This window comes from Mesorhizobium sp. M0778, assembly GCF_040320105.1.
GTDB lineage: Bacteria > Pseudomonadota > Alphaproteobacteria > Rhizobiales > Rhizobiaceae > Mesorhizobium.
Genome location: NZ_JAMYPA010000001.1, coordinates 140,588 through 164,434 on the forward strand (window position 1 = coordinate 140,588; position 23,847 = coordinate 164,434).

At 63.7% G+C, this 23,847-nt stretch carries 28 protein-coding genes; 20 read left to right on the top strand and 8 right to left on the bottom strand.

All coding sequences use genetic code 11. From position 1 onward, the window contains the following. Positions 1-9 precede the first annotated feature (9 nt). The 3 genes from NKI22_RS00720 to lpdA are packed head-to-tail and all read left to right on the top strand — an operon-like array spanning position 10 to position 2,707. Positions 10-537, top strand: coding sequence for a hypothetical protein (locus tag NKI22_RS00720; protein WP_352588024.1), 528 nt, complete (start codon positions 10-12; stop codon positions 535-537). Beyond that, positions 534-1,283, top strand: a complete 750-nt coding sequence (locus NKI22_RS00725) for an SDR family oxidoreductase (protein WP_023722722.1) — start codon at positions 534-536, stop codon at positions 1,281-1,283. The genes NKI22_RS00720 and NKI22_RS00725 overlap by 4 nt, the downstream gene beginning before the upstream one ends. 17 nt (positions 1,284-1,300) lie before the next feature. Next, positions 1,301-2,707 carry a dihydrolipoyl dehydrogenase gene (gene lpdA / locus NKI22_RS00730; RefSeq protein WP_352641035.1) on the top strand — a complete coding sequence of 469 codons (1,407 nt, stop codon included), beginning with the start codon at positions 1,301-1,303 and terminating at the stop codon, positions 2,705-2,707. A 935-nt stretch (positions 2,708-3,642) separates the two neighbouring features. Here the strand turns inward: lpdA and NKI22_RS00735 are convergent. Both NKI22_RS00735 and NKI22_RS00740 read right to left on the bottom strand, forming a co-directional pair. After that, positions 3,643-4,710, bottom strand: a complete 1,068-nt coding sequence (locus tag NKI22_RS00735) for a TraB/GumN family protein (RefSeq protein ID WP_352588030.1) — start codon at positions 4,708-4,710, stop codon at positions 3,643-3,645. 84 nt (positions 4,711-4,794) lie between these two features. After that, the gene (locus tag NKI22_RS00740) at positions 4,795-5,733 is read right to left on the bottom strand and encodes a tyrosine recombinase XerC (RefSeq protein WP_036245843.1); all 939 of its coding nucleotides are present in this window, start codon (positions 5,731-5,733) and stop codon (positions 4,795-4,797) included. 115 nt (positions 5,734-5,848) lie between these two features. Here NKI22_RS00740 and rimM point away from each other — a divergent pair, with 115 nt between their 5' ends. Further along, on the top strand, positions 5,849-6,448 hold the full coding sequence (gene rimM, locus NKI22_RS00745) for a ribosome maturation factor RimM (protein WP_023722717.1): 600 nt from the start codon (positions 5,849-5,851) through the stop codon (positions 6,446-6,448). After that, positions 6,445-7,143 carry a tRNA (guanosine(37)-N1)-methyltransferase TrmD gene (gene trmD, locus NKI22_RS00750; RefSeq protein ID WP_031195242.1) on the top strand — a complete coding sequence of 233 codons (699 nt, stop codon included), beginning with the start codon at positions 6,445-6,447 and terminating at the stop codon, positions 7,141-7,143. The genes rimM and trmD overlap by 4 nt, the downstream gene beginning before the upstream one ends. On the opposite strand, the gene NKI22_RS00755 is transcribed toward trmD, so the two are convergent. Next, positions 7,125-7,877, bottom strand: a complete 753-nt coding sequence (locus tag NKI22_RS00755) for a sulfite exporter TauE/SafE family protein (RefSeq protein WP_023722715.1) — start codon at positions 7,875-7,877, stop codon at positions 7,125-7,127. The genes trmD and NKI22_RS00755 overlap by 19 nt on opposite strands. Positions 7,878-8,244: 367 nt before the next feature. On the opposite strand from NKI22_RS00755, the gene rplS reads away from it, so the two are divergent. The 5 genes from rplS (at position 8,245) to leuC (ending at position 13,079) form a co-directional block, all read left to right on the top strand. After that, entirely contained in the window at positions 8,245-8,784 is a 540-nt protein-coding gene (rplS, locus tag NKI22_RS00760; protein WP_023722714.1) for a 50S ribosomal protein L19, read from the top strand. A gap of 258 nt (positions 8,785-9,042) precedes the next feature. Next, positions 9,043-9,840, top strand: coding sequence for a transporter substrate-binding domain-containing protein (locus NKI22_RS00765; protein WP_352958146.1), 798 nt, complete (start codon positions 9,043-9,045; stop codon positions 9,838-9,840). Positions 9,841-9,916: 76 nt separating this feature from the next. After that, positions 9,917-10,732, top strand: coding sequence for an amino acid ABC transporter permease (locus NKI22_RS00770; RefSeq protein WP_023722712.1), 816 nt, complete (start codon positions 9,917-9,919; stop codon positions 10,730-10,732). 51 nt (positions 10,733-10,783) lie between these two features. After that, positions 10,784-11,419, top strand: a complete 636-nt coding sequence (locus NKI22_RS00775) for a class I SAM-dependent DNA methyltransferase (RefSeq protein ID WP_023722711.1) — start codon at positions 10,784-10,786, stop codon at positions 11,417-11,419. A gap of 250 nt (positions 11,420-11,669) precedes the next feature. Continuing rightward, positions 11,670-13,079 (top strand): 3-isopropylmalate dehydratase large subunit, encoded by a 1,410-nt coding sequence (leuC, locus tag NKI22_RS00780; protein ID WP_023722709.1) that lies wholly within the window; start codon positions 11,670-11,672, stop codon positions 13,077-13,079. Positions 13,080-13,137: 58 nt separating this feature from the next. Here the strand turns inward: leuC and NKI22_RS00785 are convergent, their stop codons facing one another. Next, on the bottom strand, positions 13,138-13,449 hold the full coding sequence (locus tag NKI22_RS00785; RefSeq protein WP_352817290.1) for a hypothetical protein: 312 nt from the start codon (positions 13,447-13,449) through the stop codon (positions 13,138-13,140). A 161-nt stretch (positions 13,450-13,610) separates the two neighbouring features. Here NKI22_RS00785 and NKI22_RS00790 point away from each other — a divergent pair, with 161 nt between their 5' ends. Next, positions 13,611-14,864, top strand: coding sequence for a GGDEF domain-containing protein (locus tag NKI22_RS00790; protein WP_352817293.1), 1,254 nt, complete (start codon positions 13,611-13,613; stop codon positions 14,862-14,864). Positions 14,865-14,917: 53 nt separating this feature from the next. After that, positions 14,918-16,138, top strand: a complete 1,221-nt coding sequence (locus NKI22_RS00795; RefSeq protein ID WP_023722706.1) for a GGDEF domain-containing protein — start codon at positions 14,918-14,920, stop codon at positions 16,136-16,138. Here NKI22_RS00795 and NKI22_RS00800 read toward each other — a convergent pair. Beyond that, on the bottom strand, positions 16,122-16,481 hold the full coding sequence (locus NKI22_RS00800) for a hypothetical protein (RefSeq protein ID WP_031195239.1): 360 nt from the start codon (positions 16,479-16,481) through the stop codon (positions 16,122-16,124). The genes NKI22_RS00795 and NKI22_RS00800 overlap by 17 nt on opposite strands. 251 nt (positions 16,482-16,732) lie before the next feature. On the opposite strand from NKI22_RS00800, the gene NKI22_RS00805 reads away from it, so the two are divergent. The 8 genes from NKI22_RS00805 to NKI22_RS00840 all read left to right on the top strand — a co-directional run bounded on the left by NKI22_RS00805 (position 16,733) and on the right by NKI22_RS00840 (position 22,676). Continuing rightward, entirely contained in the window at positions 16,733-17,104 is a 372-nt protein-coding gene (locus tag NKI22_RS00805; protein WP_031195237.1) for a hypothetical protein, read from the top strand. A gap of 242 nt (positions 17,105-17,346) precedes the next feature. Beyond that, positions 17,347-17,772: a succinate dehydrogenase, cytochrome b556 subunit gene (gene sdhC / locus NKI22_RS00810; RefSeq protein WP_023722703.1), complete on the top strand. Its 426-nt coding sequence runs from the start codon at positions 17,347-17,349 to the stop codon at positions 17,770-17,772. Then, the gene (gene sdhD / locus NKI22_RS00815) at positions 17,769-18,164 is read left to right on the top strand and encodes a succinate dehydrogenase, hydrophobic membrane anchor protein (protein WP_023722702.1); all 396 of its coding nucleotides are present in this window, start codon (positions 17,769-17,771) and stop codon (positions 18,162-18,164) included. Before sdhC ends, sdhD begins: the two co-directional genes overlap by 4 nt. A 3-nt stretch (positions 18,165-18,167) precedes the next feature. Beyond that, positions 18,168-20,006: a succinate dehydrogenase flavoprotein subunit gene (gene sdhA, locus NKI22_RS00820; RefSeq protein ID WP_023722701.1), complete on the top strand. Its 1,839-nt coding sequence runs from the start codon at positions 18,168-18,170 to the stop codon at positions 20,004-20,006. Between the two features lie 2 nt (positions 20,007-20,008). Further along, positions 20,009-20,446, top strand: a complete 438-nt coding sequence (locus NKI22_RS00825) for a DUF3052 family protein (RefSeq protein WP_031195236.1) — start codon at positions 20,009-20,011, stop codon at positions 20,444-20,446. Further along, the gene (locus tag NKI22_RS00830) at positions 20,446-21,225 is read left to right on the top strand and encodes a succinate dehydrogenase iron-sulfur subunit (protein WP_352958148.1); all 780 of its coding nucleotides are present in this window, start codon (positions 20,446-20,448) and stop codon (positions 21,223-21,225) included. The genes NKI22_RS00825 and NKI22_RS00830 overlap by 1 nt, the downstream gene beginning before the upstream one ends. Before the next feature lie 6 nt (positions 21,226-21,231). Continuing rightward, a complete protein-coding gene (locus NKI22_RS00835; RefSeq protein WP_023722698.1) occupies positions 21,232-22,044 on the top strand; it encodes a nucleotidyltransferase domain-containing protein in 813 nt (270 codons plus the stop codon). Then, positions 22,041-22,676, top strand: a complete 636-nt coding sequence (locus NKI22_RS00840; protein WP_352817301.1) for a YceH family protein — start codon at positions 22,041-22,043, stop codon at positions 22,674-22,676. Before NKI22_RS00835 ends, NKI22_RS00840 begins: the two co-directional genes overlap by 4 nt. 9 nt (positions 22,677-22,685) lie before the next feature. On the opposite strand, the gene NKI22_RS00845 is transcribed toward NKI22_RS00840, so the two are convergent. The 3 genes from NKI22_RS00845 to NKI22_RS00855 form a co-directional block, all read right to left on the bottom strand. Beyond that, positions 22,686-22,886, bottom strand: a complete 201-nt coding sequence (locus NKI22_RS00845) for a hypothetical protein (RefSeq protein ID WP_023722696.1) — start codon at positions 22,884-22,886, stop codon at positions 22,686-22,688. A 338-nt stretch (positions 22,887-23,224) separates the two neighbouring features. Further along, the gene (locus NKI22_RS00850) at positions 23,225-23,578 is read right to left on the bottom strand and encodes a hypothetical protein (protein ID WP_023722694.1); all 354 of its coding nucleotides are present in this window, start codon (positions 23,576-23,578) and stop codon (positions 23,225-23,227) included. Further along, positions 23,575-23,745: a hypothetical protein gene (locus tag NKI22_RS00855; RefSeq protein WP_198030578.1), complete on the bottom strand. Its 171-nt coding sequence runs from the start codon at positions 23,743-23,745 to the stop codon at positions 23,575-23,577. The genes NKI22_RS00850 and NKI22_RS00855 overlap by 4 nt, the downstream gene beginning before the upstream one ends. Positions 23,746-23,847 lie beyond the last annotated feature (102 nt).

Consider the following 23,847-nt stretch of genomic DNA (forward strand, 5'->3'; position numbering starts at 1 on the left):
AGCCGGAGAATGGATCTGCGCCACCGGATTGGTTCCTCTCGTTTCCGGTCCGGTTTGTTTGTCACGATCTCCGCACTCGGCGTGCAGACGGTCTCCGCTGCGCTTGCCGCCTGCCCGCTCGAACTGGCCGTCTACGGCGACACTGAAAACGCAGCCGAGATCGATTTCAGGCCAACCGGCGAATCGGCCGCCGTCACCAACAGTTTCAAGATGGTGCTCGACAAGGACGTCGTTCTCGACGGAATCGTCATGTGGACGGAGGGCGTGGCGCGGCCGCATGGCTCACTGATGTACAAATGCCCGGCCGGCGACGTCACCGGCGACGAGCTCGCCGCCTGCACTGTGTGGGAGGGGGTCATCTATACGGCCGACGACCAGGGCAATATCGCGTTGCTGCCGGGCGAAGGAAAGGATGCGCCGAAGAAGCTGATCCTGCCCGATCTGGGGGCGTCGTTGCAGATGTCGGCGGCCTATGGCGCCAACGGCTTTTCCAAGGTGCCCTGGGACGTCTTTGCCCTGAAAGGATGTCAGGAATGAGCGGAAAAATCCTGCTGGTGACCGGCGGCAGCCGCGGCATTGGCGCCGCTACATGCAGGCTTGCCGCCGAGGCCGGCTACCGCGTTGCGGTCAATTACGCGTCGAATGCAAAAGCGGCCGAAACGGTGGTCGCCGACATCGAGGCCGGCGGCGGAGAAGCCTTTGCCCTCAAGGCCGATGTCGGCAGCGAGACGGATGTGCTGGCCATGTTCGAGGCGGTCGAAGACCGCTTCGGCGGGCTTGATGCGCTGGTCAACAATGCCGGTGTCGTCGACAGCCTGTCACGGGTCGACGAGATGTCGTTCGCGCGGCTCGAGCGCATGATGCGGATCAATGTGATTGGGCCGATGCTTTGCGCACGCGAAGCGGTGAAGCGCATGTCGACCAGAAATGGCGGCAAGGGCGGCGCCATCGTCAATTTGTCTTCGATCGCGGCAAGGCTTGGCGGGGCAGGTCAATATATCGACTACGCAGCCTCCAAGAACGCGATCAACGCCTTCACTGTCGGCCTGGCGCGGGAAGTGGCCGAGGAAGGCGTCCGTGTCAACGCGGTCAGCCCGGGCATCATCGACACGGAAATTCATGCCTCCGGCGGGCAGCCGGATCGCGCCGAGAAAATGGGCCGGGTGGTGCCGATGCAGCGCGCAGGCACTGCCGAGGAAGTCGCGGCCGCAATTCTCTGGCTGCTGTCGGACGAGGCCTCCTATACGACAGGCGCCAATCTGGAAGTCGGCGGCGGCCGCTAAAGCAAAGGGACAGTATCATGGCCTATGACGTCGTTATCATCGGATCGGGACCGGGCGGCTATGTCTGCGCCATCAAGGCGGCACAGCTCGGCCTGAAGACGGCGGTGGTCGAAAAGAACCCGACCTTCGGCGGTACCTGCCTCAACATCGGCTGCATCCCGTCAAAGGCGCTGCTGCATGCGTCCGAGCTGTTTGCCGAGGCCGGCCATTCCTTCGACGCGCTCGGCGTCGAGATCGGCGCGCCCAAGCTCAATCTCGGCAAGATGATGGCACACAAGGATGCGACGGTGACGGCCAACGTCAATGGCGTCGCCTTCCTGTTCAAGAAGAACAAGATCGACAGTTTTCGCGGCACCGGCAAAGTAGTTGCGGCTGGCAAGGTGTCGGTGACCTCCGATGACGGCAAGGTCGAGGAGATTGAGACCAAGAACATCGTCATCGCCACCGGCTCCGACGTCGCCGGCATTCCCGGTGTCAAGGTCGATTTCGACGAGAAGGTGATCGTGTCGTCGACCGGCGCGCTGTCGCTGGACAAGGTGCCAGGCCATCTGGTGGTGGTCGGCGGCGGCGTCATCGGGCTGGAACTCGGCTCGGTATGGGCGCGGCTCGGCGCCAAGGTCACCGTGGTCGAGTTCCTCGACACCATCCTGGGCGGCATGGATGGCGAGGTCTCCAAGCAGTTCCAGCGCCTGCTGTCGAAGCAGGGCTTTGAGTTCAGGCTGGGCGCCAAGGTGACCGGCGTCGCCAAGGCCAAGAAGGGAGCGACGGTCACCTTCGAGCCAGTCAAAGGCGGGGCGGCCGAGACGATCGAGGCCGACGCCGTGCTGATCGCGACGGGACGACGGGCCTATTCGGACGCTCTCGGGCTTAAGGAGGCAGGCGTCGACGTCGACGAGCGCGGCTGGGTCAAGACCGACGGCCATCTCAGGACCAAAGTCCCCGGTATCTACGCCATCGGCGATGTCATCGCCGGCCCGATGCTCGCCCACAAGGCCGAGGACGAGGGCGTGGCGGTGGCCGAAACCATTGCCGGCCAGGCCGGGCATGTGAACTATGACGTGATTCCGAGCGTCGTCTACACCACGCCGGAAATCGCTTCGGTCGGCAAGACCGAAGAAGAATTGAAGAAGGCCGGCGTCGACTACAAGGCGGGAAAATTCCCGTTCAGCGCCAATGGCCGGGCGCGCGCCATGCTGCACACCGACGGCTTTGTGAAAATCCTGGCCGACAAGGCCAGCGACCGCGTGCTCGGCGTCCACATCGTCGGCTTCGGCGCCGGCGAGATGATCCACGAGGCGGCGGTGCTGATGGAATTTGGCGGCTCGTCGGAAGACCTAGCCCGCACCTGTCACGCCCATCCGACAATGTCGGAGGCGGTCAAGGAGGCGGCACTGGCGACGTTCTTCAAGCCCATCCATATCTGAGCAAACGCGGTGAATCGCAAAGCTTAGAGATTGGCTGAAACAGCCGCGATTCGTCATCCCAGGGCGGAGCAGGAGCGGAGCGATGTCGCGGAGACCCTGGGATCCATGCCGTTACCTAAGCGGCAGTGTTCCGGCGAACCAGAATCGAGTGCCTCTTCCATCGGCTGGTAACCGGTGATTCTGCACCACTGCATTCTTCGGCGGATGTCACGGCATGGATCCCAGGGTCTGCGCTCCGCTTTGCGTTCGCTCCGCCCTGGGATGACGAAGCCATCGACGGCTGTTCCCAAAAACAAAACGGCCCGCCTTTCAGCGGGCCGTTCATATATTAAGTCGGCAGTCTGATTACTGAGGGGCCGGTGCTGGTGCCGGGGCCGGGGCCGGGGCTGGCGCGGGTGCAGGTTCTGCCGGAGCGGGAGCCGGAGCGGGTGTTGCCGGAGCTGGCGCAGGAGCCGGTTCGGCTGGCTTCATCGGCTCGGCAGGTGCTGGAGCCGGAGCCGGTGTGCTGGCTGCGGGCGGTTCGGCAGGCGCAGGTGCCTCGCTACGTCTTCCAAAAACATAATAGGCGACAATTGCCAGGATAACGACGACCAGGGCAATCAGCCAGCCGCTGCCGCCGCCGCGTGGCCGTGCGGTACCCGGTGAGGTGAATGGGTCGTTCGGATTGGGTGTGTTCGCCATAAAAGTGTCCTCCGTGGATGAAAAACATCAAGTAATAGCCATCAACGTACAATCGTTGAATCGGTTTCACATTAGGCGTTGAAAACGCCGAAAACAGGGCAATTCTGATCCGGAATCGCTTGCAGGCATGCATTTCCACCGCAAAATGGGTTCGATCGAGCCAAACCGAACCTTTTTCAGTTTCTTGGCACGAAGCGCGGGTGGTCCGCCGTCGCGCCACGGCAATGATTCGGTGTGCAACTCCGCCGTGTTGTTCAGTTGACGGCGGTCACCGTATAGCCAGTCTTGCGGAAACCCTCGACCAAGCCTTGCTCGCCGGGAAGGTGCATGGCGCCGACCGCCATGAAGACATTGCCGTGGGCGAGGATCGGCGCTGCCCGATCGACCATCACCTTGTTGCGGCTGGTGATCATGGTCTGCTCGAATTCGGCGTAACCCGATTGGTCGTCGACCTGTTCGGGGATGACGGCCCGAAACAGCGGTACGTACATGCCAGTGTCGCCACGCCGGTAAAGCACGATCATGGTTTCGTTGACGTCGTTCACCTTGTCGCCAAGCTTCAGCGTATCGACCAGCCCCTTCAGGTGAAAGGCGATCGGCAGCGAAGCCATGGCGCGCAACTGGTCGGCGATTGTCTCCAGCCCCTCGACTGATTTGCCCGAAGCCTCGGCGTCCTTGGCAAGCTTGACGTCGAGCACCGGTGCGCCGCCAGCTTGGCGGGCGACTTCGCATGCAGGCAGCGCCACCATCGCCGACAGCAACCAGGGCTTCATCTTGGCGACGGTCGCTGGCGGGATGCCACGCGCATCGAGCGCCTTGTTGACCACCGCCGCATCCTGCGGCGACAGCAGCGACGAAAGCGTCGTCTTGTCGGTGAACATCATCAGATCCGGCTCTTTCAGCAGTGCGGCCATCATCTTCTGCTTGTCGAGCACTTCGGTGGTCTCGATGATGACGGTGCCAGCCGCATCGAATGCCTTCTGCGCGGCGGGCGGCAGCGTGGTGACGCGCGGGTCGGTAACGTGCATGGTGCCGAACAGGAAAGACGGTTTTTCGCCTGATTTTTCGAGCTTCCACAGCAGGCCCTTGCCGTTCGGCGTCACTGCCGCGTCCGCCTCGATCTTGCGGTAGGTGGCCGGGTCGTCCTTTTGCAGCGCGCCCAGCATATCGGTACCGGCGCAGACCGGGATCTCGGCGCGTGCCTTGCCTGCGGCGAGCAGCGCGATGATGAGGAAGGAGAGGAAAAACAGGGCGTTGAGCGCGACAAGCAGCTTCAGCGACACATGGGTCGCGCGGTCGGCGATGGCGATGAGGCGTTTCATGCTGCGGTTCTAGGCGCAAAAAGCGGCAAAACGGTTAATCGGCGCATCAAAATTGTTGCGAGATGGCCACCAATCAAGCATCCATCACGCACGCGGATGAGCTGCTTCGTAAATCTCGAGCAGCCTGGCGGTGTCGACACCGGTGTATATCTGGGTTGTCGACAGGCTGGCGTGGCCGAGCAACTCCTGGATGGTGCGCAGGTCGCCGCCGCGCCCAAGCAGATGCGTTGCAAAGGAATGGCGCAGCGCATGCGGCGTCGCCGTGTCGGGCAGGTTGAGCGCCGAGCGCAGCTTGGCCATGTCGCGCTGAACGATTGCCGGGTTCAGCGGGCCGCCGCGGGCACCGCGAAACAGCACGCCCTTGGGATCGAGATGATAGGGACACAAGCGGCGGTATTCGGCAATCGCCCGCAGCGCCACCGGCAGCACCGGCACCAACCGCGTCTTGCCGCCCTTGCCGGTGACGCGCAGCACGGTCTCACCAGGCGAGGACAGATCGGCGCCCGACAGGCCGAGCGCCTCGGAAATGCGCAAGCCGGACCCATAGAGCAGGGTCAGCACGGCGGCGTTGCGCGCGGCGATCCACGGCTCCTCCGCCAGTTGGCCTTCCACCGAGACGACGTGTTTTGCATCGCTTGCGGTCAGCGGCTTGGGCAGCGATTTCGGCTGCCGCGGCGCGCGCAAGGCTGCCGCACCTGCCGCATTGGCGAGGCCGCGCCGTTCCAGGAAACGCAGCAGCGAGCGGATGCCGGCTAGGCCGCGCCCGAGCGTGCGGGCGCCGGCGCCCTCGGTACGGCGGGCAGCGAGAAAGCCGCGCAGATCGGCGGGGCGCAGATCGGCGATGTCGGAAATGCCGGGCGAGCCGCCGCAATGGCCGGTCAGGAAATGCAGGAACTGGCGCGTGTCGCGCTCATAGGCCTCGACGGTTTCGGGCGACAGCCGTCGTTCGCGCGCCAGCATCTTCAGCCAGGCCTCGCGCGCCGCCTGTAGATCGGGTTTTGCCGGTATGAGGAATTCCTGCATTGCGCTCTTCCAGTTCTCCGCCATCTTCCGGCACGCGGGTTAGGAAGCGGTGAAGAGCGGCATCATTGAAATGACGACGGGCTGGGGTTAGAGCAAGGCAAAGGATTTTCCGCAGATGAGCAAGCCGCAAAACCCCGTCCAGATGGCCGTGATCGGTGCCGCGCATGGCATCAAGGGCGAATTGCGCGTCAAGAGCTTTACCGGCGACCCGCTGGCGCTGGCCGATTACGGTCCGCTCTACGCCAGGGATGGCCGCGCCTTCCAGATCGTCGATATCAGGCCTGCCAACACGGTGGTGGTGGTGCGTTTCAAAGGCGTCAGCGATCGCAATGCCGCGGAGGCGCTTGCCGGCACCGAATTGTTCGTCGACCGTTCGGTGTTGCCGGATGAGGGCGAAGAGGATGAATTCTACCATGCCGACCTCGTCGGGCTGGAGGTCAAGGATGACACTGGTGCGGTCATCGGAAAGGTCGTCGCCGTGCATAATTTCGGCGGCGGCGACATTCTCGACGTGACGCTGGCGGGGCGCAAAGGCGTGCTCATCCCGTTCACGCAGGCCGCCGTTCCGGAAGTGTCGATCGCCGGCGGCTTTGTCCGCATCGATCCGGCCGCCGCAGGGTTGGTCGAGGACGAGGACGGCGAGCCTGCCGGCCGCGACAGCTTCGACCCCAAAGGCAGGCCGCGCGGGCCGCGGGACGCCGGAGGCAACCGGTGAGTTTTTCCGCTTCGGTGCTGACGCTCTATCCCGAGATGTTTCCCGGCGCGCTCGGCCTGTCGCTGGCCGGACGCGCGCTGGAGACCGGCATTTGGTCGCTCAAGGCGATCCAGATCCGCGACTTTGCCAGCGATCGTCACCGTACTGTCGATGACACACCGGCCGGCGGTGGCGCCGGGATGGTGATGCGGGCGGACGTGCTGGCCAGCGCCATCGACCATGCCTCGCCGCCGGGCGATCTGCGTCCAAAACTGCTAATGAGCCCGCGCGGCAAGCCGCTGACGCAGCGCCGTGTGCGCGAGCTCGCCGGCGGGCCGGGTGCGGTGATTGTCTGCGGCCGCTTCGAAGGCGTCGACCAGCGGGTCATCGAATCGCGAGGCCTCGAGGAAGTCTCGATCGGCGACTTCATCCTGTCCGGCGGCGAGCCGGCGGCACTTGTGCTGTTAGACGCCGTGGTGCGGCTGCTGCCCGGTGTCATGGGCAATGCGGTGTCGGGCGACGAAGAGAGCTTTGAGAACGGCCTGCTCGAACATCCGCACTACACGCGGCCGCAGGAGTTCGAGGGCCGGCCGATCCCCGAAGTGCTGATTTCGGGCAATCACAAGAAGATCGCCGCCTGGCGGCGGGCCGAGGCGGAAAAGCTGACGAAAGAGCGAAGGCCTGATCTTTTGGCCGCTCAGCCCTTGTCGAAATAGTAAAACGCCAGGAACAGGCCGACCGCGATGACGAAGCCGCGCACCGCGTTCTGTGGCACGCGCCTGGCGATCCAGACGCCGGCATAGCCGCCCAGCGCGCCGCCTGGGATCATGATGATCGCCTGCAGCCAGGCGATGACGCCGCCGGAGACAAAGACCAGGATGGCGACCGCAGCTATGACAACGGCCAGCATGTTCTTCAGTGCGTTCAGCCGGTGATAGTCGCCGGACTGGGTGAGGCCGAGCGTCGCCAGCATCATGACGCCCATGCCCGCGCCGAAGAAGCCGCCATAGACGGCAGTGGCGAACTGCGCCAGCGATCCGACCAGCGAACCCACCGCGGCCTCATGCTCCGGCTTGGGCGCCGGCTTCAGCCATGGCCCGGCAGCGAACAACGCCGTCGCCGCCAGCAGCAGCCACGGCACCAAGGCGCGGAACGACGGGTTGTCGAGCCCTAGAAGGATGAGCGCGCCAGACAGCGCACCGAAAGCCGAAATGAGGCTGAGCAGCAGTGCGCCGCGCCAGAAATGCTTGATGTCGTGCCAATAGGCGAGCGTCGAGGTGATGTAGCCAGGAAATTGCGTCACCGACGATGTCGCATTGGCGACGATCGGCGGCAGGCCGGCCAGGGTCATGGCGCCAAAGGTTATGAACGTGCCGCCGCCGGCAACTGCGTTGACCGCGCCTGATAGAAAGCCGGCGAGAAAGAGCAGGACCGCGTCCAAGATTGGCATGAGGGGTGTCGTCGCTGGAGGAAAATGCTTATCTTCCGGCTTAGAAAGCTTGACGCGCGGGCGCAACCCCCTGGACCACAAGCGATCATGGGATTGCCACAGCGGGCGCCAGTCAAAAGAAGCAGCGCCAAAAAAGAAACAGCGAAGGCGTGACAAAGCGCCGAAATAGCTGTATGTGCGCGCCGAACCGGAAGAAAATCTGCCAAGAGCGATCTTCTGGCCCGTCAACAATGACGGTGTAGTCGCCCCTGCCCGATGTTCTCGAACAGACGTTCTCGAACGAAGGGCATAGCCGAGCGGTCGATGCGACTGCAAGGCGAGTGTCGGACGCTCTGACTGTCGGAAGAACAAGAAGTGGATTTATGAGATGGATATCCTCCGTCAGCTCGAGGCCGAGCAGGCCGCCAAGATCGAAGCCAAGCGCAAGCTTCCCGAATTCCAGCCCGGCGACACCGTGCGCGTCCAGGTCCGCGTGACCGAAGGCACCCGCACCCGTGTCCAGGCCTATGAGGGCGTCGTCATCGCCCGCGCCGGCGCCGGTTTCCAGGAGAGCTTCACCGTTCGCAAGATCTCCTACGGCGAAGGCGTGGAGCGTGTGTTCCCGGTCTATTCGCCGATGGTCGAGGGCGTCGAGATCGTGCGCCGCGGCAAGGTGCGTCGCGCCAAGCTGTATTACCTGCGCGATCGTCGCGGCAAATCGGCCCGTATTTCGGAAAACACCGGCGTGCGCGCCCGCAAGCTGAACGACGAAGAGCGCGATGCGCTGAACGCCGAGAAGGCGCGCATCGAGGCCGAGAAGGTGGCCGCCGCCCAGGCGCTGGCCGCCGAGAAGGCAGCGCAGGACGCCGCCGAGAAGAAGGCCGCCGACGAGGCAGCCAAGGCCGCGGAAACAGCTGCCGCCGAATAAGGCGTCTTCAAAACCCATGTTTTCGGAAAGGCGGCTTCGGCCGCCTTTTTGTTTCGCGAGGTGGATTCGATTTTGCCAGTCCCGCAATCGATACGGATCGTTCCGTAATGCCGTCGTTGAAAGCATCGGAAATCCATTTTCGTGCCGAGCGGCGCATCGGAGCGGCTTGCAAGGCGCCTGCGGAAAGCTAAAGTCGGCGCCGGATTTTCCTGCATGCCTCGGCCGATCGAGGCGGTTCAGTTCCTGGGGAGCATAGTCATGATCAATTCGAAACTGCTGCTGGCCGGCCTGCTGGCTTGCCTTCTTGTGCCTGTCGCGGCTATGGCGCAGGTGTTGCCCGACCTCGGCGGCAAGAAAGTGGTGGTGGTGACGGAAAACGCCTATCCGCCGCTGCAGTTCATCGATGCCAAGACCGGCAAGCAGATCGGCTGGGAATATGACGCGATGAACGAGATCGCCAAGCGGCTGAATTTCAAGGTCGAGTACCAGAATACTTCCTGGGACGCGATGATCCAGGCGGTTTCCGACAACCAGTACAACATTGGCATGACCGGCATCACCATCAAGGACGACCGCAAGCAGAAGGTCGATTTCTCCGACCCGTATATGCGCTCGGAACAGTTCATGCTGGTGCGCGGCGACGAGAAGCGCTTCAGCGATGCCAAGACGTTCGCTGCCTTCAAGGACGGGCTGATCGGCGCGCAGGCCGGTACCACGCCGTTCTACACCGCGGTCTACAGCGTCCTCGACGGCAATGAACAGAATCCGCGCATCAAGCTGTTCGAGACATTCGGCGCGACGGTGCAGGCGCTGAAGTCCGGCGACGTCGACGTCGTGCTCACCGACGGCACTGCCGGCAACGGCTATGTCGATGCGTCCAATGGCGGCCTTAAGCTGATCGGCGGCCCACTCGGCACCGAGGATTTCGGCTTCATTTTCCCCAAGGGCTCCGACCTGGTGAAGCCGGTCAACGCGGCAATCGCCGCGCTCAAGGCCGACGGCACGCTCGACGCGCTCAACAAGAAGTGGTTCCTCGACTACAAGATGGGGCAGTAGGACTTTTGTCGCGGGTGCCGGGTGATGCGCGGGAACTCGTGCTGACTCTGGGCGACTCTGTCACCGGTATTGCTTGATGCCGCCGGCGCCCCCAGCCTCCGCCAAATCCGACTTCCCGTGGTGGCTTGCCGTGGCCGTGACGATCGCCTTGGCCGCCGCCATCTTCATCGCCGCCAGCGACCTCTATGCCCAGGTGTTCGCGACCGTCGCCAAGGGCATCGGCGTCACCATCTTCGTCACCGTGGTCGCCTTCACGCTGGCTTGCGCCATCGGGCTTGGCGTGGCGCTGATGGGGCTGTCGGGCTCACGCTGGCTCAGCCAGATCGCCCGCTTCTACGTCGAGATCATCCGCGGCGTGCCGATCCTGGTGCTGTTGTTCTGGATCGCCTTTGCTGGCGCGCCGGCCTTCGTCGCGGCATGGAACGCGCTGACGGCGCCGCTGCAAAGCGCCGGCCTGTTCGGTGAGCTGCTGGTACGCGACGTGTCGCTGCTATGGCGCGCCATCATGGCGCTGACCATCGGCTATTCCGCTTTCATCTCGGAGGTCTTCCGCGCCGGCATCCAGGCGGTCGAGAAGGGTCAGATCGAGGCGGCGAAGGCGCTCGGGCTGACGCGCACGCAGCGCTTCCGGCTGATCGTCTTTCCGCAGGCGATCCGCACCATCCTGCCGCCGCTCGGCAATGATTTCGTCGCCATGGTCAAGGATTCCTCGCTGGTCTCGGTGCTCGGCGTCGCCGACATCACCCAGATGGGCAAGATCTACGCCGCCGGTTCGTTCCGCTTCTTCGAAACCTATTCGATCGTCGCCTATATCTATCTCATCCTGACCGTCGGTCTGTCGCTGGCGTTGCGGGCGCTGGAGAAGCGGCTGCGGCACCAGCATGGGGAATAGAAGGCAGGCGAAAACGGCGCTACCATCGAACGAATGCGACCGGGGAGAACCATGATCATCGACAAAGCCAATGCGGCGCTGGAAGCAGTCTACACGGCCGACACGCCTGAGGCGCTCGCCAAAGCCTATGCGCAATGGGCTGCGACCTATGACAGCGAAACCGCGGCGCTCGGCTATCTCCTGCCGTTCCTGATCGCCGCCTGGGTGGCGCGCCACGTGCCGTCAGGCGAAGGGCCGCTGCTGGACGCCGGCTGCGGCACCGGCCTGTCGGGGCCGTCCCTGAAGGCACTCGGCTACCACCATATTGCCGGGCTCGACCTGTCGCAGGACATGCTGAAAATCGCCGGCAGCCGGCAGGCCTACAGCGAGCTGAAACAGGCGATGCTCGGCGGGCCATTGCCCTGGGCGGACGGGTATTTTCGCGCCTTCTTCTCGACCGGCGTGTTCACCATCAGCCACGCGCCGGCGTCCGGCCTGCGTGAACTGGTACGCATCACCAGGAAGGGCGGCCACGCCATCTTCACCGTCCGTGACCAGGTATTTGAAAGCGGCGGGTTTCAAGCCGTGTTTGACGAACTGGAGCAGGCGAAAAAATGGCGGCCGGTCGAGGAGAGCCCATGGTTCCGCTGCTATGCGATCGCCGAGCCCGACGCGCTGGTGAAGACGTTTGTGTTCGAGGTGCTGTGAAGCGCCTGCGAAGGCCGCCACGATTGCTGAAAAGCCAAAACATTGATAAGAGCAGCGCCATGGAAGAGCTTTTTGGCGATCCGGCCTATAAGGGTTTCGTGCTGCAGGACAGAAAACGCCTGCCGTCGCGATTTTCGGCGCGCGTCTGCGGGGCGCTGACCAGCCGACTTAGCTAAGGCAGACTCGCCGGGCTGTTTCGCCGGGCCGACCGGCGTCCTTTTCCTTTTTTTAAATCGACGGATTTACGCAAATGAGCGCACCGCGCACCCTCTACGACAAGATTTTCGACGACCATGTGGTCGACCGCCAGGACGACGGCACCTGCCTGCTCTACATCGACCGCCACCTCGTCCACGAAGTCACCAGCCCGCAGGCTTTCGAAGGCCTGCGCATGACCGGCCGCAAGGTTCGGCATCCGGAAAAGACGCTGGCCGTGGTCGATCACAATGTGTCGACCTCGCCGGAACGCAAGTTTGGAATCAAGAACGAGGAAAGCCGCATCCAGGTCGAGGCGCTGGCCAAAAACGCCAAGGATTTCGGTATCGAATACTATTCCGAGAAGGACATCCGCCAGGGCATCGTCCACATCATCGGGCCGGAGCAAGGCTTTACGCTGCCCGGCATGACCATCGTCTGCGGCGACAGCCACACCTCGACGCATGGCGCGTTCGGCGCGCTGGCGCATGGCATCGGCACCTCGGAAGTCGAGCATGTGCTGGCGACGCAGACGCTGATCCAGCGCAAGGCCAAGAACATGCTGGTGCGTGTCGACGGCGCGCTGCCGGAAGGCGTCACCGCCAAGGACATCATCCTTGCCATCATCGGCGAAATCGGCACGGCCGGCGGCACCGGCTATGTCATCGAATATGCCGGCGAAGCGATCCGTGCGCTGTCGATGGAAGGCCGCATGACGATCTGCAACATGTCGATCGAAGCCGGCGCCCGCGCCGGCCTGATCGCGCCCGACGAGACCACCTTCGCCTATGTCAAGGACAAGCCGCGCGCCCCCAAGGGCGAAGCCTGGGATGCCGCGCTCGCCTATTGGAAGACGCTGCAGTCCGACGAAGGCGCGCATTTCGACAAGGTGGTCGTGCTCGACGCGGCAAAGCTGCCGCCGATCGTCTCCTGGGGCTCCTCGCCCGAGGACGTCGTTTCGGTCCAGGGCATCGTGCCGAACCCGGACGACATCACTGATGAGAACAAGCGCACCTCCAAGCAACGCGCGCTCGACTATATGGGCCTGACGCCGGGCACCAAGATCACCGATATCGAACTCGATCGCGTCTTCATCGGCTCCTGCACCAATGGCCGCATCGAGGATCTGCGCGCCGCCGCCAAGGTGATCGAGGGCAAAAAGGTCAATCCGCGGGTCAGTGCGATGATCGTGCCGGGCTCCGGCCTGGTCAAGGAACAGGCCGAGGCCGAAGGTCTCGACAAGATCTTTGTCGCCGCCGGTTTCGACTGGCGCGAGCCGGGCTGCTCGATGTGCCTTGCCATGAACGACGACCGGCTGAAGCCGCATGAGCGCTGCGCCTCGACCTCGAACCGCAATTTCGAGGGCCGCCAAGGCTTCAAGGGCCGCACCCATCTGGTGTCGCCGGCAATGGCGGCAGCAGCAGCGATCGCCGGCCATTTCGTCGATATCCGCGAGTGGAAATAGCGCAGGGCACGCGGTCGGATATGAGTTGCCCGAGCCCCAGTGCGGTTCGGGCATTTCTTCAGCTGGGGCGCCTGACGAATTCGTGGAATCCCTCACGGCGGCCGGGTTGGTCCTTTGCGACGACCAGCGCCAGTTGGCGCTCGTCGAAGAGCTTGAACCATTCGTCCCATTCGACCAGTTCATAGCCGCCGGCATTGATCGGGCGTTCGGCCTCGTCCTGATGCTGGTAGGCGTGCTGGCCGAAGACCAGCCTCAGCATGGCCTGGGTTCCGGCTTCAGGCGACACGTCGACGATCGCCGGAAAGCCGGCGCGCGCCGCGGCCCATGAGCGAATTGCATCGTGATCGGTCAGCATGATCGTGTCGGCCATCAGAGCGTCTCCTGGTTGCCGTCGTGAAACGCCGCCCGCCGTTCCCGGTTCCGTCCAGCAGCTTCACCGATGCATCCGTCGTATATTCGCCTTCGCTTAACCGCTTGTTTGGGCTTCCGCTCTAATGTCTCCTCAGGGGAAGCGAGGGGAACTTACAGCGCTTGGACACCGGCCTGCTCATAGCGCTGCTCAATCCAGGCATCGCCCTCACACTCGGCGCGGCATTTCTCGTGCTGTGGTTCTATCAGCGCCACCGTCCCTATCTGATCGTGCTGGCGGCGGGCTACTCGGCCTCGGCCGCAGGCTTCCTGCTCCAGTATTTCACGCTGCCGGTCGGTATGGCGCCGACCAAGCTCATGTCCATCCTATGCTTCACCTTCGCGACCTGCTGTCTCGCCGGCGCGGTCATCGCGCGCTACGGGCGGCGCGTGCCGTATCCAGCGATCGGCATTCTGGCGGGCGGCGGCCTGGCCGCGGTCTCATGGTTTCTCTTTGCCCGGCCGGATATCACGTGGCGGATCCTTGCCATCAATTTCAGCTTCGGCGGCATCAGCCTGGTTGTCGCCGCCGAGTTGCGCGTGGTGCGCAACAACGGCCCGACGGAGATGATCCTGTTCGTGCTGTCGCTGCTTTCCGGTCTGAACTTCCTGGTGCGGACCCTTGCCGTCGTCATCGCGCATGGTCCATTTACCAGCTATGAAGGGCTTTACTCGTCGTCCTATTGGACGACGGCACTGCTGTCGCATGCATTGCTGTCGCTGCTTATCGCGCTTTGCCTGTTCGGCGCCGCCGCGCTCGATGTGATGAAGGCCCTGAAGACCGAAACCCTGACGGACCCATTATCGGGCCTGCTCAACCGCCGCGGCTTCGAGGAGCGCGCCATGCTTGTCCTGCAGCACTGTGCCACGGCGCGATTGCCGGTTGCGCTGGTGTTGGCCGATCTCGATCATTTCAAGGCGCTCAATGATCAGCATGGCCACGCGGCCGGGGATCGCGTCATCGCCGACTTCGCCGCCAAGCTTCTATCGGCTGCAGGCACGCGCGGCGTTGCCGGCCGCATCGGCGGCGAGGAGTTCGCCGTGCTCTTGCCGCTCAGTGACCTTGGCGCGGCAAGACTGTTTGCCGAAGCCATTCGCACGCTCTATTCGGCGGGCAGAATCGACGGGCTTCCGCCCGACACAAGAGTGACCGCGAGCTTCGGCGTGGCCGCCCGTACGGGCGACGAAGGGCTGGACCCGCTGATGCGCCGTGCCGACGAAGGGCTGGACCCGCTGATGCGCCGTGCCGACGAAGCGCTCTACAAAGCCAAGAGGAATGGCCGCGACAGCGTGTGCCTGTCCTATCAGCGGCCTGAAACGGTCGTCCTTCCCAATCGGACCGGTGCCGGCGGAGCGTCAGCGGCGGCGTCGAATTAACGTCTTTTTCGCGCCTCGGTGATTTGCTGTTCGGCGGGGAGTGCCAAAACGCCATGGGCAGCGCTAATTTCATCCTGGTGATCAACCTGTTCGTTGCCGGGCTGCTGGCGGCGGCCTTCATGACGATCGCGGTCTATGACGCCGGACGGGTGTCGGCGCGCTGGCTGGCGTTCGGCTATGTGCTCGGCATGGCCTATTTCGCGATCGAGTTCAGCATTCCCGCCTTCGACAATGCGCGCCCCGTGGTTGTCGCCGCCTTTGCCGCTTTCCTTGGCGCAACCGTCGCCTTCAATGGCGGGCTTGCCCAGAAATACCGCGTTTCGCCGCCTTGGCCGCCGATGCTGTTCTTCCTGGTCTTCGCCACCCTCGCCGTCTATTTCGTACAGGACCTGCCACGCCAATCCTTTCTGCGAATGGCGGCCTACCAGCTTCCCTATGCGGCCATGCAGTTCACCGGGCTGGCGATCGTCTTGTCGTCCAGGCAAAGACGCGAGCGGCTCGACTATATGCTGATGGCTGTCCTGGCGGCCAGCACCTTGCAGTTCGCCAGCAAACCCTTCATCGCCCATGCGCTCGGCGGCTGGGGTGCCAACCCGCAATCTTATGCGCAGACCAGCTATGCGTTGGTGTCGCAGTCGATCGGCACCGTGTTCGGGCTGGCGCTTGCGCTGGTGACATTGGCTATCCTGGTCCGCGACGTGCTCGCCGAGGCGACGTCGAAATCGGAAACCGATACGCTTTCACGGCTGCTCAACCGTGGCGGCTTCGAGCGCCATGCCGAGATCGCACTGCGCGACGCCATGCGGCGGGCCGTTCCAGCGGCACTGGTCATTGCCGATCTCGACCATTTCAAGCGCATCAACGATACTTACGGCCACGCGTCCGGCGATCGGGTCATCGAGACCTTTGCCGGTTTTCTCCGCGATGCCGCGGCCGACCATCATGTCGCCGGCCGGATCGGCGGCGAGGAATTCGCTATTTTCCTGCCGGGGACCAACCTCGCCGCCGCCCGGCTCTTCGCCGAGGGCACGCGTACCGCCTTCGGTGCCACGCCCATCGACTGCCTGCCGGCGGATCATCGCTGCAGCGCCAGTTTCGGCGTTGCCGAGCTTGGTTCGGGCGAAAGCTTTTCCGACCTGCTGCGGCGCGCCGACAAAGCGCTCTATCAGGCGAAGGGCAGCGGCCGCGATTGCGTGCGTGTCTCGGCCGGGCCGGCTGCTGCCCAGCCGGCGCCGGCGACAAACGGCAGCGCGGCCGTCAGCGGCACGGGCTGAGCTCCGGCATCTCGCCGTCGGAGAGGCCGTACATATAGCTGCGGCCCTTCACGAAAACCGGCGGCCTGTAGCAGTCGCCGTTTCGGACCTCATCCGAGTCGTTTTCATAGATCACCTCGGGCTGGCCGGCGCTGGTGTAGTCGGACAATTCCTTGGCGAGCTTGCCCTCGCCGACGAGGATGCGCTTGTAGCCGGCGGCGCTTTCGATGACCAGGTTGCCGAAGGAATCGGCATAGACGCGGTCGTGGTGGCGCGTTCCGGCGAATGCCGGTGCGGCGATGCCGACGGCGAGCGCCGCCAATAGGAACCCGCGAAGGCAGGATCTTGCTGAATTCGAATGCATGGCGAGCTGCTCCATTGCTGAGAGGCAAGCCTCCTCGAATCAGAAATTAACCTTTTATTAACCTTTGTTAAGAGGGCAACCGCCGCCGCCGCGAGGTCTCGGAAAACATGGTTAATATTCGAGCGGCCACCGGCCATCATTCGGCCATGCTTGTTCCCACCATCGCCGGCATCGAGCACGACTCAAAAAGCATGAAATCCGGCGGCTTGCCGGGGCATCGCGGCCGGTTTCGAGGCGCGGGGAAGCAGCATATGAGATTACGCCGCACGTTTCGGATAGCGCTGGCCGTCTCCTCGCTGCTGGCTGCCGCCGCCTGCACGCCGCAGACCAGTGCGCCCAAGCTCGGGAATACAGTGGCCGCTTCTGTCGCGATCGCTCCAACCGAATCGACACCGCAGCCGCGCACGGCGACCTACAAATGCGCCGACGGGAGCATGATGACCATCGAGAATCTCGGCACGTCGGTGCGCGTGCTCGGCCCGGACGGCACCAGCTCCGAGCTGCCGGCCTCACCCGCCAATCAGACCAGCCGGTACGGCGAGGCGCATGACGCAATCGTGATCGACGGGCGCGACGCATTGGTGATGAAGGGCGGTGCCTCACCGGTGGCCTGTACACGCTGATCGACCCGGCGCGGCAGCCATATTTTGCAGTGCAGCGACATTGTGCCGGCTCAAGGCCACAGCCCTAATCGATTGAAGCTGAAACCTTCGCTTTCATCAGACTAAATTACGTTTTCAAAACGGTTTTCCGGCTTTGACGCGGTGCAAAAAGAGCATTAGAAACCGGCTGTCCGAAGTCGCAACCGGAAGCGGTAATGCCGCATTTCCACCTGAGGCTCCAGAGACGCCGAACTGGGGGAGCCATGAGCAAATCACCAGCCACCCGCGAATTTACCAGACGTGAACGGCCGCTTTCGCCGCATCTGACCGTCTATCGGCCGCCGATCACCATGACGATGTCGATCGTCCACCGCATCACCGGCGGGGCGCTCTATTTCGGCACGCTGCTGGTCGCGCTGTGGCTGATGGCGGCGGCGAGTTCGGAGGCGACCTTCAATGCCGTCAACTGGGCCTTCGGCTCGTGGCTCGGGCGGCTGGTGCTGTTCGGCTACAGCTGGGCGCTGATGCACCACATGCTGGGCGGCGTGCGCCATCTTATCTGGGACACTGGGGCCGGGCTGGAAAAGCATACGGCCTCGAGGATCGCCTGGGCGACGCTGGCCGGCTCGGTCACGCTGACGCTGCTGATCTGGATCGCCGGCTACATGGCGCGGGGGAGCCTGACATGACCGGCAAAAACACCGATATGCGCACGCCGCTGGCCAGGGTCCGCGGCCTCGGTTCGGCCCACGAGGGCACCGGCCATTTCTGGCGCCAGCGGCTGACGGCGATCTCCAACATCCCGCTGGTCCTGTTCTTCGTCGGCTTCCTGATCGCACTCAACGGCGCCAGCTATCTCGAGGTGCGCGCCGCACTTGCCAATCCGTTCGTGGCACTGGTGCTGGCGCTGGTGCTGCTGTCGGTGCTCTACCACATGCGGCTCGGCATGCAGGCGATCATCGAAGACTATGTGCATGGCGAGGGCACCAGGCTGGCGCTGCTCGCGCTCAACACATTCTTTCCCGTAGTCGTCGGCGTCGCTTCGGTCTTCGCCCTGCTTAAACTGGCATTTGGAGGCTGATTTTTGGCCAAGGACGCGAAGAACGCCAATACGGCTTCCGCCTATAGCTATGTCGACCACAAATTCGACGTCGTGGTCGTCGGCGCCGGCGGTGCTGGCCTGCGTGCCACGCTCGGCATGGCCGAGCAGGGCCTGCGCACCGCCTGCATCACCAAGGTTTTCCCGACGCGCTCGCACACGGTCGCCGCTCAGGGCGGCATCGCCGCCTCGCTCGCCAATATGGGGCCCGACAACTGGCAGTGGCATCTCTTCGACACGGTCAAGGGCTCGGATTGGCTGGGTGATACCGACGCGCAGGAATACATGGTGCGCGAGGCGCCGGCGGCGGTCTATGAACTCGAGCATTACGGCGTTCCCTTCAGCCGCACCGAGGACGGGAAAATCTACCAGCGGCCGTTCGGCGGCATGATGATGAATTTCGGCGAAGGGCCGCCGGTGCAGCGCACCTGCGCTGCCGCCGACCGCACCGGCCACGCCATGCTGCATACGCTGTACGGTCAGTCGCTGAAGCACAATGCGCAGTTCTTCATCGAGTATTTCGCGCTCGACCTGATCATGGAGCCGGACGGCACCTGCACCGGCGTCGTCGCCTGGAACCTCGACGACGGCACCATCCACCGTTTTTCGGCCAAGATGGTGGTGCTGGCGACCGGCGGCTATGGCCGCGCCTATTTCTCGGCCACCTCGGCGCATACCTGCACCGGCGATGGCGGCGGCATGGTCGCACGCGCCGGCCTGGCGCTGCAGGATATGGAGTTCGTGCAGTTCCACCCGACCGGCATCTACGGCGCCGGCTGCCTGATTACCGAGGGCGCGCGCGGCGAGGGCGGCTATCTCGTCAATTCCGAGGGCGAGCGCTTCATGGAACGCTACGCGCCGTCAGCCAAGGATCTGGCCTCGCGTGACGTGGTCTCGCGCTGCATGACGCTGGAGATCCGCGAAGGCCGTGGCGTCGGCCCGAAGAAGGACCATATTTTTCTCCACCTCGACCATCTCGATCCGGCCGTTTTGCACGAAAGGCTCCCGGGTATTTCAGAGTCGGCAAAGATTTTTGCCGGCGTCGACCTGACCAAGGAACCGATCCCGGTGCTGCCGACCGTCCATTACAATATGGGCGGCGTGCCGACCAATTACTGGGGCGAGGTGCTCAACCCGACCGCCCTGAACCCGGACCAGGTGTTGCCCGGGCTGATGGCCGTCGGCGAGGCCGGCTGCGCCTCGGTGCACGGCGCCAACCGGCTGGGTTCGAATTCGCTGATCGACCTGGTGGTGTTCGGCCGTGCGGCGGCGATCCGGGCCGGCCAGGTGATCGACCGCAACGTCGCGATCCCGTCGCCCAACGAAGCCTCGGTCGAAAAGATCATGGACCGCTTCGACCGGCTGCGCCACGCCAACGGTTCGACGCCGACAGCGGTTTTGCGCGAAAAGATGCAGAAGGCGATGCAGGAGGACGCGGCGGTGTTCCGCACCCAGGAATCGTTGGAAAGCGGCTGCAGGCGCATTTCGCAGATCTGGGGTGAACTCGGCGACGTCAAGGTGTTCGACCGCTCGATGATCTGGAACTCCGACCTGGTCGAGACGCTGGAGCTGGAAAACCTGATGGCCAACGCCATCACCACCGTCTACGGCGCCGAAGCGCGCAAGGAAAGCCGCGGGGCGCACGCGCGGGAGGACTTTTCGGCCCGCGACGACGCGAACTGGCGCAAGCATACGCTGGCCCGGCTCAACGAGGCCGGCGAGGTAGCGCTCAGCTACCGGCCGGTGCACGCCGAGACGCTGCTTAAGGAAGCAGACGGCGGCATCAACCCGGCCAAGATTGCGCCGAAGGCCAGGGTGTATTGATCATGGCGCTGGCGGCAGCTGGATATTCCGGCACACCCCTTCCGGCCAAGCTCGGCCTGAAGGACGGGATGATTGCCGCCTTCGTCGCCCTGCCGCCCGAACTCGACGATCTGACCGACGCCGTCGACTTTGCCCACGTCGACCGGGTGGCTGACTGGTCGGCGATCTATGGCGTTCATGAGAAATACGATGCCGTGCATGCTTTCGCCCGGCGGCGTGTCGAAATCGAGGACCGTCTTGGCGACGTAGAAGCGGCGATTAAGCGGCACGGCATGGTTTGGGTGTCGTGGCCAAAGAAGGCATCGAAAGTGCCGACCGACGTCACCGAGGACGTTATCCGCACCGAGGCGCTGAAGCTCGACCTCGTCGACGTCAAGGTCGCCGCCATAAACGGGATCTGGTCCGGGCTGAAGCTCGTCATCCGAAAGGACCTGAGATAATGGTCGAACTCACGCTTCCGAAAAACTCGAAGATCATGGCCGGAAAAACCTGGCCGAAGCCGGAGGGCGCGACCAATCTGCGCGAATACCGCATCTATCGCTGGTCGCCGGACGGTGACGAGAACCCGCGCATGGACACGTATTTCGTCGACATGGACGATTGCGGGCCGATGGTGCTCGACGCGCTGCTCTGGATCAAGAACAAGATCGACCCGACGCTGACGCTGCGCCGTTCCTGCCGCGAAGGCATTTGCGGCTCCTGCGCCATGAACATCGACGGGTCGAACACGCTGGCCTGCACCAAGGGCTGCGACGACATTTCCGGCGCGATCAAGGTCTACCCGCTGCCGCACATGCAAGTGGTCAAGGACCTTGTGCCCGACCTCACCAATTTCTACGCCCAGCACGCCTCGATCGAGCCGTGGTTGAAGACGGTGTCGCCCGAGCCGGCCAAGGAATGGCTGCAGAGCCATGAGGACCGCGAAAAGCTCGACGGGCTCTACGAGTGCATATTGTGCGCCTGCTGCTCGACCTCCTGCCCGAGCTACTGGTGGAACGGCGAGCGCTATCTCGGCCCGGCGACGCTGCTGCAGGCCTATCGCTGGCTGATCGATTCCAGGGACGAGGCAACGGGCGAGCGGCTCGACAATCTCGAAGACCCGTTCCGGCTCTATCGCTGTCACACGATCATGAACTGCGCCCAGACCTGCCCCAAAGGGCTCAACCCGGCCAAGGCGATCGCCGAGATCAAGAAGATGATGGTGGAGCGACGGGTTTAGCAGCAGATGAAGCAGCTACCTGCCGATTTTTCATCTGACGCCGTCGCGGCGATCCGGGCGCGACTCGATGTCGTGCGAACGCAAGGCGTGACGATCCTGTTCGCCATCGAAAGCGGAAGCCGCGCCTGGGGGTTCCCGTCTCCCGACAGCGACTATGACTGCCGTTTCGTCTATGTCAGGCCGGCATCGGATCACCTTGTGTTGGAACAGGCACGCGACGTGATCGAATTTCCCATCGAAGGCGAGATCGATGCCGGTGGCTGGGATCTGCGCAAGGCCTTGCTGCTCGGGCTCGGCGGCAATGCCGTCATCGTCGAATGGGCAAAATCATCAATCGTCTACGAAGAGGTCACGGGATTTCGGCGGCGCCTTCTCGACCTGCTTGCCGAGATCGTCGATCCGGCAAAAGTAGCGCGTCACTATCTCGGCCTGGCGCGTTCACATGTTGCCAAGATCGGCAGCTTTTCCGGCGAGGTGAAGCTGAAGAAGCTGTTCTATCTCATTCGACCACTGGTCGCGTTGGACTGGATGGAGCAGCGCGGCCTCGCCGGTCTACCGCCGATGAACCTTGGCGAGTGCATCGACCAGATCGAGATGCCAGCGCAGGCAAGCGATGAAATCCGCAGCCTGATCGACCGGAAAAGCCAGACGCGGGAAATGGGGACCGGTCTCATCCCGACGGCGATCGCGCGCTATCTTGAGGCGCGCTATGGTCACCACGAAATGAACCTTGCCGGCGTGATCCGGGATGAAGCCCGCCAGGCGCGAAACCGTGTCCTTGCAACCGACTTTTACCGCCGGGAGGCTGAACTTCAATGAGCGATGAGCTTCCCATCCTCTCCCCCATCGAGGCGCGTGTGCTCGGCTGCCTGATCGAGAAGAAGGAGCTGACGCCCGACGTCTATCCGCTGACGCTCAATGCGGCACTTGCCGCGGCCAACCAGAAGACGGCGCGCGAGCCGGTAATGTCGGTCGAGCTTGCCGGGGTTAGAAGGGCGCTTGGCCAGCTCGAGCAGAAGGGCCTGGTCAGGCAGGTGTTCGCGTCGCGCGTCGAGCGCTATGAGCATGTCGTGGCGCAGCGCTTTTCCCTGACCTCGGCGCAGATCGCGCTGCTCGGCCTGTTGCTGCTGCGCGGCCCGCAGACGGCCTATGAACTGCTGGCGCGAAGCGAGCGCATGGCACGGTTGCCGTCGATCGACGAGCTTCGCGGCAATCTCGATCTGCTGATCGGCCGCAGGCCGCCGCTGGTGCAGCAGATCGACCGCGGCCCGGGCCAGCGCGAGGACCGTTATGTCCAACTGCTCAGCGGGCCGGTGCAGCTGTCGGCTGCCGCGGCGCCCCAGCAATCGCCCTTGCCGGCCTCGGATCTGGAAATGCGCGTGCAGGCCCTCGAGCAGGAGGTCGCGGCATTGCGCGCCCGCCTCGACGCGCTGACCGGCGAGGGGCACTGAATCGCGACCTCATCTCCTGCTGTAGACGCCGTTCGCCTCGCCCCCAGGATCGACCAGCCGCAACTGCCGGCCATTCAGCTGCCAACTCAGCGAGACCGGCTTCAGGTCGCCGGCACCAAACTTCCAGGTGCCGGTCAGATCGGGCCGGCAGCCATTGACGGATTTGTAGGTGCCGGCCTTCGGCGTGAAGACCAGCGTCGAGCCTTGCACTCTTGTCGTGCCGGTCTTCAGCGTCAGTGACTGGATCTGGCCGCAGCCGTCGACCAGCGAGGATTCGAACAGCGCATATTGCGTGCGCCCGTTGGCGCCGAAGGTGAAGGAGATGCTGCCGCCGCTGCCCGGCGCACAGTGGCCGAGCGTCGTGCAATAATCGCCGCTGGCGACTGCAAAGCCCCATTTGCCGACAAGTGCTGGTGGTATCGAGCCCTGGCGCGAACGGGCTGTCTGCCCCTTGCCTTGGCCGGCGGCATCGGCCGCGCCGACGGCCAGTCAACCGGTCAGGCCCGCCAGTGTGACAAAAACCGCCAGGCGCGCGGGTAAGGAGCCGGTCAGCATCCCTTGCTCGCGATAAGCTTGTGCAGATGGGCAAGCCGCGTGGCTATGACATTGTTGACGATCGCCATTTTGCCGGGAGGTGCCATGCCGCCATATTTCTTCAGCGAAGGCCCATGGTTCTTGGCCTCCTCGTAGCCGGCGGCCTGTTGCCGCAACTCGGCACAGGACATGCCGGCATATTTCGCCTGCTCCTGCGGGCTGATGACACCCGATTGCGCCATGCCGATGGAGTTTGCCGCCGCCATGCCGCCGAGGCCGACAGCCGCGGAAATCGGATTGAGGCCGACGCAGCCGGAAAGGCCAAGGCACAGCATCGGCGCCGCCAAAAAGGCATGTCGCAGGCTCATGGCTGACGCTCCCCGATGCGCGGCGGCAGCTTCAGGTCGCGATGATCGGTGGCGGTTTTTCCGAGCCCAAGCGACAGGAGATAGACACGCGGATTGAAGCCCGCCGAGGCGAGCGCCGACAGCGTCCTGAACAGTTGCAGGTGATACATCGAACCCCCTGTGGTCATTGCCGATGGATTTCCGGTTTTGGAAACGGGCTGCAAACTACGTCCGATGAGACAAGCCGGCTTGGACGAGACGGCCCTAAAAACGGCCTAAACGGCCCTGTA